The sequence below is a fragment of the Bacillus sp. MM09(2025) genome, assembly GCF_050496725.1.
GTDB classification, from domain to species: domain Bacteria; phylum Bacillota; class Bacilli; order Bacillales; family Bacillaceae; genus Bacillus; species Bacillus pumilus.
Genome location: NZ_JBNWEN010000004.1, coordinates 69,982 through 86,606 on the forward strand (window position 1 = coordinate 69,982; position 16,625 = coordinate 86,606).

A 16,625-nucleotide genomic window follows, 5' to 3' on the forward strand; every position below is an offset into this window, starting at 1 on the left:
CATCCATAAATGACACATGTATCTTCTTCAACTTCCCCACGCTGGTACGAGCCAGATCAGGTCCAAAGGGTTAAGAAGCTTATACTTCTCTCTCAGCCCAGCCGCGGGCACCCCTAGTCACATTTATTTATTTCCACAACAGTGTAGCATAGAGATGCCATGAAAAAAAGAAGTTTTAGGAAAATAGTTCCTTTCCACTACAAAAGAGATACAGCGAGTTTAATATACACCTTTATATACATCATCCATCCCAAACGTTTAAATAAAAACTGAAATAATCATTGATCCTTTTCTCCTATTATGTATAATTAATCTAAACGGAGAATTTTTATACAAACTTTTTTAAAGGAAGTTCTAGTCGATTGCAAACATTTCTCACATTTATCGTCGTAGGATTCTCAATTGCTCTGCCAGTTGGAGCGATCACGGTTGAAATGACAAAACAGGGATTAAAAAACGGCTTCTTTCATGGTTTAACTGTAGGAGCAGGCGGCATGACCATCGATCTCCTGCTTATTTTGGCTTTATATGCTGGATTTGCTCAGTTTTTATCACTGCCATTTGTCCAAATCCCGCTCTGGCTGATCGGAGCTCTCTTCTTAATGATTCTCGCATACGATTCCATTAAGCATGCGGATCAAGACATCCATTTAGCTGGCGAAAAAGTCAATAAATCTTTCGCAAAAACGTACAGAAACGGCTTGCTTGTTGCGGTTTCTCCTGGAAACCTTGTGTTCTGGGTTTCTGTATTCGGAGCTGTACTGGCAGATGCATATACAAAAACAGATTCATCTGAATTTATGCTGGCATCAGGCGGTATTTTGGCAGGGATTCTCCTTCATGACATCGGTCTTCTCACCCTTGTATCCTTAACAAGAAAAGTGATGAATCGAACGATGATCAAATGGACATCCATTATTGCTGGTATTTTATTACTTGGGTTTGGCTGTTATTTCTTTTACGAATTTTATATAGGCATTAAGGTATATTTTTAAGAAAAGGCTAAAGTTCTTGAGGAACTTTAGCCTTTTTTATTCTCTAACCTATCGAGTCATGCCTGTTTGACCTGTTTCAAATTGTGTTCTTCTCATATCTCTAAAGCGTGTGAAAGCCCCCTTGTCTTTAATGACTTGGACAGCTCTTCCATCCGCATAACGAGTCGCTGCTTCTTCCACTTGTGATACGCCCTCTGATGTCAGACGTCCATCTGATTTAATGGCAATATACACGTTTTCATCTGTTACCATCACCTGTGAGTCTGCAACGTGGTTCATTTTATTGACGCGGTTGGCAATTTTTCTTGAACGCTGCACGTTCTCTTGTTTATCGTAGCCAGAGAACGACATTTGGTTATGATAGTTCATATCTCCATGACTGTAGCGTCCATCTCCACCTGCGAGAGGCGTTCGATCATCTGCTTGAGGACGGGTGCGATAATCAACATTCGTTGTATTCCCACCGTTCATTCCCTCCATGAGTTCAGAAACTGGCCCTTGATGATCTTGGTGATTGTCATCCGCTCGGTTATTCGAATGATATCCGACTGGCTGACCTGATTGATTATGACGTGTATCTACACCTGCATTGTCATTTGTACCACATGCCGTTAACCCAATAGGAAGAAGCACTAATGCGATCGTTTTTTGCCATTTTTGTCTCAAACGAAAAACCCCCTGTACAAATTCAATCTCATGAGCGCGAAACAGGCTCTGTTTTAGCATGTACAGTTTGGGAAAAAATCAAGCTGTCAGTTATAAACAAAAAAAGGAACGATTGAGATCGCTCCTTCTGTTATTACTCTTCTTCGTCTTCCTCTGGTCTTGCAAAAACAGATTGACCTGGATATGGCTGCATATAAGGCTGAGCTGGATAAGAACCCATTTGGCCATAAGGTACAGGATTCGGGTAATGTCCTGGCCACGGCTGATGCTGCTTCATGCCATCATCACATCCGCAGTCTTCCTTGCCATAAGCTTCATTTGAAACATTTGGATAAAAGCCTTGATTCACGTTCGCATTGATGTTGGCATTGGCATTTGGATGCATATGGTGGTGCCAGTGATGCCCGTCGTTTGCATGATGTTCATAATGTTCTCCGTAATAAGCTGGCGCTTGATACGCAGCATAATACGGCTGCGCCGGGTACGGATATGGCATCATGTGATGGTGATAATATGGCTGGACAGGATAGCAAAGACCTGACCCTGGTAAAATTGGCGATGCTGGCACCATTTGCTGCGGATATGGATACATTGCCGGCATGTAATGCCCATGACCATAATAAGGATCATATGCGTCATGATGCTGGTGATGGTGATGATGTTCCTTATTCTCAGCCATTCCCCCTACCGCTGCGCCTCCTACATTCGGCATTTGCGGGAAATTAGGAAGGTTTGGGTAATTGCTGTGCTCCATATCTTTTCCCTCCTCCTTTTGATGCGGAATATGAATAAACGGATCATATCCCTTTGCCACTTCATCTTTTAAATGACCTTTATTTTCATGATGGAAATGGTCCTTGTTATCTTTATGCTCCTTATTCTCATGATGAACATGATGATCTTTATGATCCTTTTTGTCATGAACATGATCTTTCTTTTCATGAACGTGGTCTTTTTTCTCATGATGTTCTTTTTTAGGAGGAGGCGTGAATGGCTGGTAGAGATTGGTCTGATAATAGTTCACATCGACTTGCGGAAAAACTGGCTGCTCGATCTTTGGCACTGGCGGTACATAAGGTACAGGTTCGTTTGGCTTTTCTTTCGGCTTCGTATCTTGCACTTGCACGACATCTTTTGGCTTTTCTTTCACATACGGATGTTCTTTTGGTTTTGGCATTTCTTTTGGTTTTGGCATTTCTTTTGCTTTGTGATGATCTGTTTTTACAGGAACACCACTTGATGGAATCTTGATCTTCATACCCGGCATGATCAAATCTGGGTTACTGAGCTGTGAATTTAGTTTTTTCAATTCTTGAAAGTCGACTCCATATTTCTTTGAAATTTTCCAAAGGGAGTCTCCTTTTTGCACAATATGAATTTTCAACGTTTTCCCCTCCTATGCAAAACGTGAACGTAACGGTTATGTCAGAAGTACAATATGTTTCACCATAAATTTATGCCTATTTACAAGCCGATATGATAAAAACTTGTTTTCTGATAGGAGGGGCTGATTTATTATTTAATAGCGAGCATTTTATTCAGTGCAAGTAAAGCGTCTTTTGTTGTGTCTTCATTGACTTGAATCAAACCGACCGGATCACCTTTCTCTATGCTTTCTAGTGACCATAACAAATGAGGGAGATCGATCCGATTCATCGTCAAACATGGACACATATCCGGATTGAGGGATTCAATTTGTTTATCTGGATGCTGATCTATGATCCGCTTGACCAAATTCATCTCTGTTCCAATCGCCCACTTGCTTCCTGCTGGTGCTTCCTTGATCGTATCAATAATAAATTTCGTTGAACCTGCAAGATCAGAAGCCCTGACGACCTCATGGGTGCACTCTGGATGGACAAGGATTTGAATGTCGCGGTCTCTTTTTCTCGTTTCTTCAATATTCCGCAACGTAAATTTCTCATGGACAGAGCAGTGGCCTTTCCATAAAATCATCTTGATGCGGGAAAGCGGCTGATCGGTGATAAGCCTTTCTTCTATTTGATCCCAGACAGCCATTTCTTCAAGTGAAATGCCTAAATCAAAGGCCGTATTACGTCCCAAATGCTGATCAGGAAGAAACAGAATCCGCTCTTTTTGTGTGAGCGCCCACTCCAGCATTTTCTTAGCGTTTGATGATGTCACAGTTGCTCCGCCATGCTTGCCAACAAATGCTTTAATATCAGCTGTTGAGTTGACATACGTAAGTGGAAGGATCGTCTCCCCAAACAGATCAGTCAGCTGCTCCCATGCTCTATCCGTTTGTTTCATGTTCGCCATATCTGCCATTGAACAGCCAGCTCTCATATCTGGCAAAAGAACCTTTTGATTTTTTTTTGACAGCATATCTGCTGTTTCAGCCATGAAGTGAACACCGCAGAACACAATGTACTCCGCTTCCTGATTGTCTGCAGCTATTTGTGCGAGCTGCAATGAATCTCCTGTTGCATCAGCAAATTGGATGACTTCATCCTTTTGATAATGATGCCCTGGTATAAAAAGCTTTGATCCAAAGGCACGTTTAATGTCTACCACACGCTGCTCCATCTCATCAACTGACCGGTGTTTATATTCTTCTGGCATCATCGCTGCATGTTGATTCGCGAGTACATCAAGCAGTGACATGAGTGGTTCCCCCTTTATGACTGAATTCCATATTCATACTAAAATCAAATGCTGGGGCAGAATGTGTCAGAAAACCGAGTGAAATAAGGTCGACACCTGTCCCTCTGTAACTTGGCAATGTCTCTAGCGTGATGCCTCCTGAAGCCTCAGTCAGAATTGTCTCCGGCGTCATTTGTTTAAAACGTTTTACTTCGTCCGGAGAGCAGTTGTCAAACATGATGACATCGGCTTTTGCATCAATGGCTTCCTTTAGCTGCATTTCTGATTCAATTTCCACTTCAATTTTTACCATATGACCGGCATATGCTCTTGCTTTCTCTACAGCTTCACGAATAGAGCCGCATGCGGCAATATGATTATCTTTAATCATCACCCCATCTGATAAGCCAAAGCGATGATTCTTTCCCCCACCTGTTTTCACAGCGTATTTCTCTAACATACGCAAGCCGGGCGTCGTTTTTCTCGTATCACAAATTGTAATCGACGGGTCCGCTAATCGCTCCACTGCTTCATGTGTTAAAGTGGCGATACCTGTCATGCGCTGCAAGACATTTAAAATGACCCGTTCTCCTTTTAATAAGTCGCTGACTGGTCCCTTTATTTTCGCCAGCACTTCCCCTGAATGAATCCAATCACCCTCTTCAAAAAACAACTCAGCCTCAATCTGTTCATTCAGCAGGCGGTACCCTATGTCAATGACTTGAGAACCTGCCAATACACCCGATTGTTTTGCGATGATATAGGCTGTTCCTTTCTTTTCTCCAAAAATGCCATCAGCTGATACATCTCCAAAACCAATATCTTCTGCGAAAAAATGAGTCAGCATTTGCTTTAACTGTAAACGTTCCATTTAGCACCGATCCTTTCATTTTTCATCATGTGAATGTGACCTTTTTCATGGACAATTTGCACACCCCGCCATAATGCATCATTCCGATTTGGATAATCCATTCGATAATGACCACCTCTGCTTTCTGTACGAAGTAATGCAGACTTCACAAGACAAATCGCTAATGTCCATTGATTGCTTAATTCGATCTGTTCACTTGTGATATCCTTCACATTCATTTGCTGATAAGGGACTTGCTGTAATGTTTGCAGTAAGGTCTTTAGCCCTTTTTCGTTTCTTACAATTGCGGCATATGTCGTCATCCATTTTCTCAATTGATCCTCTGAAATCTCTGGCACAGGCCATATTTCTTGAATTGAGAAAGAGGAGATTGTTTTTTTCTGTTTAGGTACTTGTTCAATTCTCCGTGCCGCTTTGTTTCCTAAAACGAGACCTTCCAAGAGAGAATTACTCGCCAATCGGTTCGCTCCGTGTAAGCCTGTACAGGCCGCTTCTCCGATAGCAAAAAGAGATGGAACCGTCGTTTCTCCATATTCATTCACGCAGATTCCTCCCATTAAAAAATGCATACCAGGGGAAACTGGGAGCCTGCCGCTTGCTATATCGACACCAGCCCTCTCACACATTGCAGCAATTGCTGGAAAACGAACTGAGAAATGTGCAATTTCGCTGATATTGAGATACAGCTCATGACCTAATTGCTGCTCATGAAAAATAGCTCTAGAGACGATATCTCTAGGCGCTAAATCAGCTTGTGGGTGAATGCCTTTCATGATTCTCCTGCCCGTTTCATTTTCTAAATAGGCTCCCTCTCCTCGGACTGCCTCTGAAACGAGACCGACTGCTTTTCCAGCGATCGTCAAGAGGGTGGGATGAAATTGAACAAATTCGAGATCAGCTAATTGTGCACCAGCTCGATAAGCCATCATCAGTCCGTCTCCTGTTACAGAAGTGTCATTTGTGTTTGTTTCATATAGGGAGCCGCAGCCGCCTGTCGATAAAACAACGGCATCTGCGGTCATGGTATGTACGTGACCTTTCTCATCTTTCCATACCACACCTATGCAGGTTCCTTCATGAACGAGTAGATCAATGACATGGTGATATTCATATAAATGAATATGTGAGCCAAGCTGATTTTTCAAATAATGAACGAGGGTTTTGCCTGTTTGATCTCCTCCTGCATGCAAAATGCGATGAGTCGCATGTGCCCCCTCTTTACCTAATTGCGGCACGCCCGTCTCCGTTTGATCAAATGGACACCCTTCTTCTACGAGCTGCTCCACCATATGCTTTCCAAGACTGACGATCTCTTGTACCGCCATTTCATCATTGTGATCACAGCCGGCAGCTAATGTGTCTTGTACATGCTGATGAACAGAATCTTGTGCTGAAAAGGCAGCAGCGATCCCTCCTTGTGCAAGCATGGAATTGCTAGAGGAAAATTGTTTTTTTGTCATCATGATGACTTCGCAGCTTGCTGAAATGGTTTTTGCAAAGGAAAGTGCTGCAATACCTGATCCCACCACAATGATTTTTTTAATTGATGACACCATTGCCCCTCCTGTCATTTACACTTGTCTTGACACATATCATTACACAACACTACAATAAATACAAGAAAAAATTTTCACATAGGAGATGGATGGATTGGTTTATTTAGATTACGCAGCTTCTACACCTGTTTCGGAGAAGGCACTGCATGTTTTTCAGCAGCTAAGTAAAGATTGCTACGGGAATGCAAGCAGTCTTCATGATGCAGGCGGAAGAGCAAATGACATACTGACTTATAGCAGACAATCAATCGCTGCCATTCTTGAGGGCGAACCAGACGGCATCTACTTTACAAGCGGCGGAACGGAATCCAATCTTCTTGCGATTCAATCGATGGCAAATGGTCTGCTAGCACACAAGCAGCATGTCATCACAACTTCTGTAGAGCATCCTTCTGTTCAACATGCGGTTAAAAGCTTAGAGCGTCTTGGCGTGAAGGTCACAATCATTGAACCGAATCAAGATGGGATCATCACTCAGGACATTCTCAAAAATGCATTATTACCTGAAACAGGACTAGTATCTATTCAGCATGCTAATTCAGAAACAGGGATTATCCAGCCGCTCGCTGAATTAGCACCCATTTTAAAAGAAAGGCACATTCTTTTTCATACAGATGCCGTGCAAACTTTCGGAAAGATTCGTGTGTCCATCAAGGAGCTTGGGGTTGATGCTGTATCCATCTCTAGCCATAAAGTGTATGCACCTAAGGGCGCTGGTGCTGTCTATATGGGCACTCATGTTCCTTGGAAGCCTTTATATTCAGGTGCAGTTCAGGAAAATGGCTTCCGCCTTGGAACAGTGAACGTTCCATGTATCGGTGCTTTTGCTGCTGCGAGCGAGCAATTGATGCTTAAGCTAGATGAGCAAAAGCGGCAAAATGAGCAGCTTCGTGATTATTTTCTTCAGCAGCTGAAAATGAGACAGCTTCCTGTTCGTACACTTCACAACAATAGCAATCGCCTTATGCTGCCTCATATTATTGGTTGTTTTTTTGAAGGGTTTGAAGGACAATATGTAATGTTAGCATGTAACCGGAATGGGATTTGTATATCGACTGGAAGCGCATGTGCTTCTGGTTATCATCATCCTTCCCCGGCTGTGAAGGCATTGCACGTATCAGACCGTGATGCTCTTCAATTCATTCGACTATCATTTGGATCGAAGTCATCAAAAGAGGACATCAATCAGCTTTTGCATACATTTGAACAATTGCAAAAGGAGAAGAAAGGAGCATAAGACGTGGAGCAAGAGAGGAAACTCATTGGTGAAGAGAGAAGAAACGCCATTTTAGAGTGGCTGAAAGAAACAGATACCCCACTCACCGGGAGCTTTTTGGCTAAAAAGGCGGCAGTCTCTCGACAAGTCATTGTACAAGATATCTCACTATTGAAAGCAAAAAACGAACCCATTATTGCCACAAGTCAAGGCTATGTGTATATGGCATCTCAGCATACGCCAGAAAGAGAAATTGAACAAATCATCGCCTGTAAGCATGATCCTGTTCGGACAGAAGAGGAACTGACTTTAATTGTAGATTTTGGGGTGACGGTAAAAGATGTGATCATAGAGCACCCTGTTTACGGTGAACTAACGGCCTCTATTCGCGTCAGCACTCGCAAGCAAGTAGCTGATTTCGTTCATCACATTTCTAACACGGGCGCCTCCTACTTGTCAGAACTAACAGACGGCGTGCATTTACATACACTCACTTCTTACAGTCAAAAGCAGCTTGACCAAGCCATCCAAGCGCTTGATGAAGCTGGCTTTTTAATTAAAGACTAAAAAAAATAGTGTCCTGTAAGGGACACTATTTCAGATTGTTGACAAAGGGCTAAAATATACTTGATTTTAGCCCTTTGTCTTCTTTTCAGCGTGATAGAAAACCTTTGAAGTCTAGGAAGTACGAGCACTGGCACGGAGCGAATTTGACATTCGTGAGTACCAGCGCGCAGGACTGACACCGAATGCGAGGGTTTGTCTACACGCTGAAATAGTGTCCTGTAAGGGACACTATTTTTCATTCGTTAGTTCATATGTTTGATAGCTGCCGAGCAATTTGACTTCACAGCCAATCGCTTCTAATTCCTGAATCGCGCCAGGGACAAGGACTTCATCCATTTCTTTTTCTATATCTATAATAAACAAATAGTGTCCAAGACCCGTTTTTGTTGGACGAGATTCAATTTTTGACAAGTTGAGATTCCGCCAAGAAAAGGCAGATAACACGCGATGCAATGCACCGGATTGGTCGTCCTTTGGCAGACTGACGACAATGGTCGTTTTTGGCTTCGATGAGAACCCAGCATTCATCGGGAACGATGCTTTAGGATCTTTATGTAAAATAACAAAGCGTGTATGATTGTGCGGATAATCATGAATATCTTTTTTTGCAATTGTTAAACCATACGTTTGTGCGGCAATTTCATTGGCAATCGCCCCAGCAGCCTCATCCGGATGCTCACTGATATACTTCGCTGCATAACCTGTTGATTCAACTGGACGATGCGGAATATCTGGGTACTGCTTTTTCAGAAATTGATGACACTGTGCAATTGCATGCGGATGTGATTGGATCACATCTAATGTCTCCCAGCTTTCTGCTCTTGATGGGTGGACAAGCAAATGCTGCCGAATCGGTGCTGTCATTTCACCAACAATGGACAGCGCTTCTTCATGAATTAAATAATCAATCGTTAAGTTCACAGATCCTTCGAGTGCATTTTCAAGTGGAACGACCGCCAAATCGACTTCGCCTTTTGATACAGCATCCATACATTGCGGAATCGTTGCATAGGCACGCTGCACTGCATCTGCTGGAAAGCAAGAGCATACGGCCAAATGAGTAAATGTTGCCTCTGGTCCAAAATAACCTACAGTTAATTGCTTCATCTGCTATGATCTCTCCTTTTACGCCCCAGAACCTAGAATTTCAACTTTTTCGACAAATTCAAGTTTTCTTAATTGATTCATGACTGTATTGATATCATCTGCCATACCAGCCGTGCTAATGGATAGGGTGACATTCGCTCTTCCTTGCAGTGGAATCGTTTGGTGAATGGATAGCACATTACAGCCAGAGTCAGCCACAATTTGCAGCAGTCTTGACAGAGCCCCAGACCGATCCTCAAGGTGGAAAAACAATGTGATGATCTGCTCTTTCACCATCGTATAAAATGGAAAAACAGCATCTCTGTATTTATAAAAAGCACTGCGGCTTAAATCCGCTTGTTGAACAGCATCGGCAACTGAATCCGCTTTTTTGCGATCGAGAAGCTTTTTGACTTCAAGCGTTTTCCGCATCGCATCTGGAAGGACATCCTCTCTTACTAAATAGAACGTTTCTTCTTTCACCTGTTTTCTCCCCTTTTAAAAACGGGAGAGCCCATGGACTGGACCCTCCTTCTGATCAATCAATAAATTCAAATTCAAATTCAAGCAGGCGAATGATGTCACCGTCTTGTGCACCACGCTCACGCAAGGCATCATCAACGCCCATTCCGCGCAGCTGTCTAGAGAATCGTTTCACGGACTCATCTCTTGAGAAATCTGTCATCTTAAACAGCCGCTCAAGTGCTTTACCCGTTATGACAAATGTACCGTCAGGATCTCTTGTGATCTCAAATGGTGCATCTCCCTCATCAAACCTGTACATCACGCGGTTATCAGACAGTTCCTCTTCATTATAAAGCGGGAATTCCGGTGTTGTTTCAAGCTGATTAGCGATTTCAAATAAAAGCTCACGAAGCCCTTCTCTTGTAATCGCACTAATTGGGAACACTTTATAGTCATCCGTTAATTTTTCTTTAAATGCCGCTAGATTGTCAGCTGCATCTGGCATGTCCATTTTGTTCGCTACAATGATTTGTGGACGCTCAGTCAATCTCATATTGTACTGCTCAAGCTCTTCATTAATCGTCACATAATCTTCGTACGGGTCACGTCCTTCAAGTGCTGACATATCAATGACATGGACAATGACACGTGTCCGCTCAATGTGGCGTAAAAATTGATGACCTAAGCCAACGCCTTCATGCGCGCCTTCGATCAGTCCTGGCAGATCCGCCATGACGAAGCTTCGATTATCATCTGTTTCGACAACCCCTAGGTTCGGCACAAGCGTTGTAAAATGATAATCCGCAATTTTCGGCTTCGCTGAAGAGACAATTGAAAGCAGTGTCGACTTCCCAACACTTGGGAAACCAACAAGTCCAACATCTGCAAGTACTTTTAATTCTAAGATGACGTCACGTTCTTTACCTGGCTCGCCATTTTCAGAAAGCTGTGGTGCAGGGTTTGCCGGTGTTGCGAAACGTGAATTTCCACGTCCTCCACGTCCGCCTTTTGCGATGACAGCCCGCTGTCCATGCTCTGTTAAGTCAGCGAGTACTTGTTCCGTCTCTGCATCCGTCACAACCGTACCGGGCGGAACTTTGACAATCATTTCTTCCGCATTTCGGCCATGCTGGTTTTTACTCATTCCGTGCTCGCCGCGATCCGCCTTAAAATGACGCTTATAACGAAAGTCCATCAATGTTCTGAGTCCTTCGTCTACTTCAAATACCACATCTGCGCCATTTCCACCGTCGCCGCCAGCCGGCCCGCCTTTTGGCACATATTTTTCACGACGGAACGCCACCATACCGTTTCCGCCGTCACCGCCTTTAACATACACTTTAACCTGATCTACAAACATAACTTCCTCCGTTTCTCTGCATCACATATCTCATTCTTGCCTCAAACAAAGCTCAATCATCGACTCATGACTTGTCACATGAAATTGAACTACACTCATACATGGATAGTTTGCGTCATGAAACGCATTTAACGCATCCAAACTTGTTAATTTTCCTTTGAAATCAAAATATAAGACCACATCATTCTCTTCATGATCTGTTTGGAACGTGACCGTTAAATGATTTTCAGTTTTTTGGCAAACTGATTGATCGAATATCGAAAACAACTCCTGTGATACCGATAGCAGCTGCGATTCATATGCTGATAAGTCTCGGGTTTCACCAAGCACTTCATATTCTAGGGTGATAAAATGCGACTCCCAATTAAATGTTAGAAAGTAATAGGCCAATTGGGGAATTTCTAAATTTGAGAGTTTGGATTCATGCTGTGCTTCAATGACCATTTCTTCTATAATTTCAAACACACGGTCATATTTTTCTAATGTCAAGTTGCCCTTGATCAGCTGCAATTTATTCATCCAGTCATGTCTTGAACGACTGAGCAGATAGATCAATTCATTTGTTAATGCAACGTGAGTTAATTTTTCGTTTTGTTTACTTGATATCTCTTCCATTATCGCACTCCCAATCGTTTGGTCTCTCTTTTAGGAGTCTTATCATCACTATGTCTCCCTGAATTATAACAGAGAAGACAGCATAGAAAAACACTAGTTATGTGAGGAAAGGTTGTTTTTTCTGATCTATAGGAGAAAATGAGGCAAAGTCAGCAAACGTTCTTTGATATTGATGGAGTGCATCTTCTTTTTCATCTTCAATACTACTTGTAAAAAGTGAAAAAAACTCCAGTCAATGACCGGAGTTTTTAGCAATTATTGTGCCGCAGGATATACGCTCACTTTTTTACGGTCACGACCGAAACGTTCGAATTTAACTGTTCCGTCGATTTTAGCGAAAAGAGTGTCGTCGCCTCCGCGTCCAACGTTTTCACCTGGATAGATTTTCGTTCCACGTTGACGATAAAGGATAGAACCACCAGTTACGAATTGACCATCAGCACGTTTAGCGCCTAAACGTTTAGACTCAGAGTCACGTCCGTTCTTTGTAGAACCTACCCCTTTTTTAGATGCGAAAAATTGAAGATCTAATCTAAGCATGAAGTTCACCTCCTATTTTTTTGTAGATATTCTCACATAATCGTGATAATCTCGTTCAATTGTTTCTAAGGAAACGACCATGCCTTCTAAAAGCAACTGGGCTTTTTCAAAGGATACTGGATCTGTATCAGCTGGCAATTCAAAAGAGAAATAGCCACCTTCCTCACCAATATCGAGCAGAGGGTCCAATCCTGTCAGTGCAATAATTGAATTGACTGAGCCGAAAACAACAGCAGATACTCCTGCACAAACGAGATCCTGACCTTTTTCAGCAAACTCGGCATGTCCAGTCATCTGAAAAGACGTAATGCTTTCATCTGCTGCCGACCGAGTAATGGTTGCTTTGATCATATCACTCACACGCCTTAAGCGTTGATTTTTTCGATAACAACTTTAGTGTAAGGTTGACGATGACCTTGTTTCTTGTGGTTGTTTTTCTTCGGTTTGTACTTGAACACAGTAATTTTCTTACCGCGACCTTGTTTTTCAACTTTAGCCGTTACTGTTGCTCCAGCAACTGAAGGGTTACCCACTTTGACAGTGTCTCCGCCGACAAACAATACGTTTTCAAAAGTTACTGTTTCACCTGCTTCAGCAGCTAGTTTTTCAACATAAACAGTTTGACCTTCTTCAACTTTTACTTGTTTACCACCAGTTTCGATAATTGCGTACATCTCTGCACCTCCTAATAAACTCAGACTCGCCGAATACAGGGGGCCTTAGGCTCTTTACACCTGCTTCGCGCGGTTGTAGCACGGGTGCTACATATCCATAACATTAAAAAATATATCAAATTAGACGCAGAATGTCAACGTATTTTCATCACTAGTACGGCAAAAGAAGCTCTTCCATGGAGGAGGTGGTTCTTCGATCTGAAAAATACGCATGAAGCAGTTCATTTTCGTCAAGCTGGCTCATTTTCACGCCATCTCTTTCAATAATAATCGGATGCTTACAGCCTCTTTGGAATCGCGCCATGACTTCATATACTTTTTCCTCAGCGCTCGCTCTTAGCGGAATCAGCTTTTCTACCTTTTGCTCTTTTTTACCGTAATAGCGTTCTAGTAAAAAGCGGACCCTGACATAATGCCGCTGCCGGTGCTCCATCACGAGTGAATAGGCTAAAAAGGTGAGCAGCACCCAGCCGTTGAATTGTAGCGGCGCAAACAAAAGTAATCCGACTGTCAATAGAATGAAAAAGACAAGGGAGCCTTTTATGGTAAGGGCATGTGCTCGTTGGAAAGGGTAATATGCTGATAAGAGCAAAAAGAATAATTTTCCGCCATCTAGCGGCCAAATAGGCAAAAGATTCACAAGGAAAATTGCCATATTATAAAAAGTGAACATCGTAAAAATGTCGTGTGAAATAAAAGAAGCTTCCATGAAAAACCATGCCATAAGCTGGAGCGGTACATGCTGAAGCGGCCCGCATAAAATGACCGCCAGCTCTTCCTTTAGCGGGCGGTTCCCATGCTCTTCTACTTCTACCGCTCCGCCAAACGGGAGTAGAAAAATCCGCCGAATGCGCCAATGATAATAGCAAGCAGCCGCTGCATGTCCAAGCTCATGGACAAAGACGATAATGAGCAGGCAAAGCAGCGGCTTGATTTGACCACAGAGAATCGCAAACGCCATCACAATCCACAGCAGCGGATGAATGTGAATTTTCGTCAGCATGACCAGCCATCTATTCAAAGGTCATCACCTGAATAGGGTCGATAAACTGTTCATTCTGCTTAATGGCAAAGTAATATGTGCCCTTTCCTTGATCATCGAGTGAGATCTGGCCAATTTTCTCACCCTTATCGACAAAATCGTATAAGGCCACATCGGCTTTCTTTAATTGACCGTACCAGCTATAGCTGTTATCTGCATGCTGCACGACCACTGTCAGACCTGTGTCACTTTTCTTTTTCACTTCTACTACATAGCCTTCCTTCATGCTGTCAATCGCTTCAGCCGCTGTTTCGACTTTGACACCTGCTCCGTTTTGTGTAAAGGATTCCTGCACTTTTCCAGAAGCAGGTACAGCCAGTTCTTGGTTCGCTTGTACATCTTTTTGGTCTTCCTTTTTGCCCGTTAAAAAGGCAAGGGGGTTTCCAACTGTTTTCTCAAACCAGCGATTAGCAGCAGCAAATTGAAAATCTTGCTCAAAGGTCTGCGTAATGATCGGCTTCAGCTGCTGAAACGGCCCTGCCTGACCTTTAAACGAAATGGCTGTAATCAACACAAGGGATGCTGATAATAAACATTTCAGCACAAAGGCATTGGGGTTAAATAGCGGATGCTGATATTTCTTCGGCTGATGAGACGACGATTCAAAGGAAGACGACCCTGAATGCTTTTCTTCCTCTGTCAGCATGACCCATGGAGGGATATCCTCTTTTTTCTTGAAAGTCGTCTTCTTAGATGGAGCAGCTGACTGCTTCGTTTTGCGGCGCTGCGCGATTTTCTTTCGGTACTCGTCCACACTTTTCATGAGATCACCCTTTACATACAAACAGTTTGTACATTTTATGTGGCGACCTCATCTGATATGCAACAAAAAGACCGATTCTGATCGAATCGGTCTCATCTTACCTGACTGTTTATTAAGCTCTTACACCAAAAAATGCTTTCAGCTTAGCAAACATTCCTTTGTTTTCATCTTCAAATGATTGAAGTGGAACAGATTCGCCTAGTACGCGGCGGGCAATATTACGATACGCAATCGAGACTTTATTTTTAGCATCCATGACAATCGGTTCCCCATTGTTTGAAGCCTTAATCACGTCATCATCATCAGCAACAATGCCAAGAAGATCAATCGATAAGTGATGGACAACTTCATCCACATCCATTGAATCGCCACTTTTCGCCATGTGTGTACGAATACGGTTGACGATCAAACGAGGTGGTTCGATATCTTCTTGTTCTAACAAGCCGATGATACGGTCGGCATCTCTTACAGCTGAGATCTCAGGCGTCGTCACGACAATTGCCTTATCTGCACCAGATACAGCATTTTTAAAGCCTTGCTCAATTCCAGCAGGGCAATCAATGACGACATAATCAAAGTCTTGTTTCAATGATTGAATTAATTCTTTGATCTGCTCTGGCTCTACAGCCGTTTTATCGCTTGTTTGAGCAGCGGGTAAAAGATATAAAAGATCCTCGAAACGCTTATCTTTTACAAGCGCTTGATGAATTTTACATCTTCCTTCTACTACATCGACTAGATCATAAATAATGCGGTTCTCAAGCCCCATCACGACATCTAAATTCCGAAGGCCAATATCGGTATCAACTAGACACACTTTTTTCCCTTGAATTGCTAGTGCTGTGCCTAAGTTTGCAGATGTTGTTGTTTTGCCAACGCCGCCTTTTCCTGAGGTAATCACAATAGCCTCGCCCAATTTCACATTCCTCCCTCAAGCCTTGTCAGATTAGGTCTTATATGAGCCAATTGCTGCAGGCGTTCAATGATCATGTTGCCATCTATATCTAAATAAGCACATTCCATTTCATTTCCATCTTCTTTTTGATCTGGTGCACGGTTAAACACTTGTGCGATGCGAAGCTGTGTTGGAATCATACGAGATGCAGCAATGACAGATTGTTTATTCCCATTACATCCAGCATGTGCCACACCTTTTAAAGCGCCGAGCACAAAAATATTTCCCCCTGCACGAATCGTTCCGCCAGGATTAACATCTCCTATTAATAAGAGGTCTCCTTCAACATACAGTACCTGTCCAGAGCGTACAATTTTCGCTACAGAGGTAATTTCGGCCTCTGCTTTTAATCGTCTCGCCTCTTCAGTAGACATGACGTCACTTTCAATAGAGTGAATGACGAGATGTTCATTTTCAGAGACTGCTTCAGTCAAACGCATTTCCTGATCCTCTGTTAAATACCGAAAACCAAGCTTAATATGCACATTAACCTTATGACCTTCCCTTCCATCTGTATATTGCTCAAGTAAAAGAACCTCTCGCAAGCCAGAAAGAAGGTCATCAAACGAACAGTCATCATTTAACTGTAATGTTAATCCGTTTTTTGTACCTTTTATCGTCACATATTGCTGTTTTTGAGTTTTCAAGAT

19 protein-coding genes, 1 riboswitch and 1 other annotated feature are annotated in these 16,625 nt (G+C 42.7%); of the genes, 3 read left to right on the forward strand and 16 right to left on the reverse strand.

Annotated features, from left to right (window positions below; genetic code table 11):
- Positions 1–16 precede the first annotated feature (16 nt).
- Positions 17–125, reverse strand: a riboswitch (TPP riboswitch).
- Between the two features lie 237 nt (positions 126–362).
- Positions 363–995, forward strand: coding sequence for a LysE family translocator (locus ACQYAC_RS06655; RefSeq protein WP_429942975.1), 633 nt, complete (start codon positions 363–365; stop codon positions 993–995).
- A 48-nt stretch (positions 996–1,043) separates the two neighbouring features.
- Here the strand turns inward: ACQYAC_RS06655 and ACQYAC_RS06660 are convergent, their stop codons facing one another.
- The 5 genes from ACQYAC_RS06660 to nadB all read right to left on the reverse strand — a co-directional run bounded on the left by ACQYAC_RS06660 (position 1,044) and on the right by nadB (position 6,692).
- Positions 1,044–1,661 (reverse strand): YhcN/YlaJ family sporulation lipoprotein, encoded by a 618-nt coding sequence (locus ACQYAC_RS06660; protein ID WP_429942976.1) that lies wholly within the window; start codon positions 1,659–1,661, stop codon positions 1,044–1,046.
- A gap of 133 nt (positions 1,662–1,794) precedes the next feature.
- Positions 1,795–3,045 (reverse strand): SafA/ExsA family spore coat assembly protein, encoded by a 1,251-nt coding sequence (gene safA, locus ACQYAC_RS06665; RefSeq protein ID WP_429942977.1) that lies wholly within the window; start codon positions 3,043–3,045, stop codon positions 1,795–1,797.
- Positions 3,046–3,176: 131 nt separating this feature from the next.
- A complete protein-coding gene (gene nadA, locus ACQYAC_RS06670; protein WP_058014546.1) occupies positions 3,177–4,286 on the reverse strand; it encodes a quinolinate synthase NadA in 1,110 nt (369 codons plus the stop codon).
- The gene (gene nadC / locus ACQYAC_RS06675; protein WP_058014545.1) at positions 4,273–5,136 is read right to left on the reverse strand and encodes a carboxylating nicotinate-nucleotide diphosphorylase; all 864 of its coding nucleotides are present in this window, start codon (positions 5,134–5,136) and stop codon (positions 4,273–4,275) included. Before nadC ends, nadA begins: the two co-directional genes overlap by 14 nt.
- On the reverse strand, positions 5,118–6,692 hold the full coding sequence (nadB, locus tag ACQYAC_RS06680) for an L-aspartate oxidase (protein WP_429942978.1): 1,575 nt from the start codon (positions 6,690–6,692) through the stop codon (positions 5,118–5,120). Before nadB ends, nadC begins: the two co-directional genes overlap by 19 nt.
- Before the next feature lie 94 nt (positions 6,693–6,786).
- Between nadB and ACQYAC_RS06685 the strand changes: the two genes are divergently transcribed.
- Together ACQYAC_RS06685 and ACQYAC_RS06690 are read left to right on the forward strand one after the other, a co-directional pair.
- Positions 6,787–7,929 carry an IscS subfamily cysteine desulfurase gene (locus tag ACQYAC_RS06685; protein ID WP_429942979.1) on the forward strand — a complete coding sequence of 381 codons (1,143 nt, stop codon included), beginning with the start codon at positions 6,787–6,789 and terminating at the stop codon, positions 7,927–7,929.
- A 3-nt stretch (positions 7,930–7,932) separates the two neighbouring features.
- Positions 7,933–8,475 carry a transcription repressor NadR gene (locus tag ACQYAC_RS06690; RefSeq protein WP_058014543.1) on the forward strand — a complete coding sequence of 181 codons (543 nt, stop codon included), beginning with the start codon at positions 7,933–7,935 and terminating at the stop codon, positions 8,473–8,475.
- 228 nt (positions 8,476–8,703) lie between these two features.
- Here the strand turns inward: ACQYAC_RS06690 and pheA are convergent, their stop codons facing one another.
- From pheA to minC, 11 genes are all read right to left on the reverse strand, one after another.
- Positions 8,704–9,582 carry a prephenate dehydratase gene (gene pheA / locus ACQYAC_RS06695; RefSeq protein WP_169056878.1) on the reverse strand — a complete coding sequence of 293 codons (879 nt, stop codon included), beginning with the start codon at positions 9,580–9,582 and terminating at the stop codon, positions 8,704–8,706.
- Positions 9,583–9,600: 18 nt separating this feature from the next.
- Entirely contained in the window at positions 9,601–10,044 is a 444-nt protein-coding gene (locus ACQYAC_RS06700; RefSeq protein WP_003216269.1) for an ACT domain-containing protein, read from the reverse strand.
- A 55-nt stretch (positions 10,045–10,099) separates the two neighbouring features.
- A complete protein-coding gene (obgE, locus tag ACQYAC_RS06705; RefSeq protein ID WP_012010757.1) occupies positions 10,100–11,386 on the reverse strand; it encodes a GTPase ObgE in 1,287 nt (428 codons plus the stop codon).
- A gap of 30 nt (positions 11,387–11,416) precedes the next feature.
- The gene (locus ACQYAC_RS06710) at positions 11,417–12,001 is read right to left on the reverse strand and encodes a Spo0B C-terminal domain-containing protein (protein ID WP_429942980.1); all 585 of its coding nucleotides are present in this window, start codon (positions 11,999–12,001) and stop codon (positions 11,417–11,419) included.
- 255 nt (positions 12,002–12,256) lie between these two features.
- Complete coding sequence (gene rpmA, locus ACQYAC_RS06715; RefSeq protein ID WP_003216586.1) at positions 12,257–12,541, reverse strand: 50S ribosomal protein L27; 285 nt, start codon at positions 12,539–12,541, stop codon at positions 12,257–12,259.
- Between the two features lie 12 nt (positions 12,542–12,553).
- Complete coding sequence (locus ACQYAC_RS06720) at positions 12,554–12,892, reverse strand: ribosomal-processing cysteine protease Prp (protein WP_003216478.1); 339 nt, start codon at positions 12,890–12,892, stop codon at positions 12,554–12,556.
- 14 nt (positions 12,893–12,906) lie between these two features.
- On the reverse strand, positions 12,907–13,215 hold the full coding sequence (gene rplU, locus ACQYAC_RS06725) for a 50S ribosomal protein L21 (protein ID WP_003216781.1): 309 nt from the start codon (positions 13,213–13,215) through the stop codon (positions 12,907–12,909).
- A gap of 12 nt (positions 13,216–13,227) precedes the next feature.
- Positions 13,228–13,300 (reverse strand) — a sequence feature (ribosomal protein L21 leader region).
- A gap of 66 nt (positions 13,301–13,366) precedes the next feature.
- Positions 13,367–14,236: a M50 family metallopeptidase gene (locus tag ACQYAC_RS06730; protein WP_429942981.1), complete on the reverse strand. Its 870-nt coding sequence runs from the start codon at positions 14,234–14,236 to the stop codon at positions 13,367–13,369.
- On the reverse strand, positions 14,229–15,020 hold the full coding sequence (locus ACQYAC_RS06735; RefSeq protein ID WP_058014538.1) for a M23 family metallopeptidase: 792 nt from the start codon (positions 15,018–15,020) through the stop codon (positions 14,229–14,231). Before ACQYAC_RS06735 ends, ACQYAC_RS06730 begins: the two co-directional genes overlap by 8 nt.
- A gap of 112 nt (positions 15,021–15,132) precedes the next feature.
- Positions 15,133–15,936: a septum site-determining protein MinD gene (minD, locus tag ACQYAC_RS06740; protein WP_003216504.1), complete on the reverse strand. Its 804-nt coding sequence runs from the start codon at positions 15,934–15,936 to the stop codon at positions 15,133–15,135.
- A gap of 2 nt (positions 15,937–15,938) precedes the next feature.
- Positions 15,939–16,622, reverse strand: a complete 684-nt coding sequence (gene minC / locus ACQYAC_RS06745) for a septum site-determining protein MinC (RefSeq protein ID WP_429942982.1) — start codon at positions 16,620–16,622, stop codon at positions 15,939–15,941.
- Between the last annotated feature and the right edge of the window lie 3 nt (positions 16,623–16,625).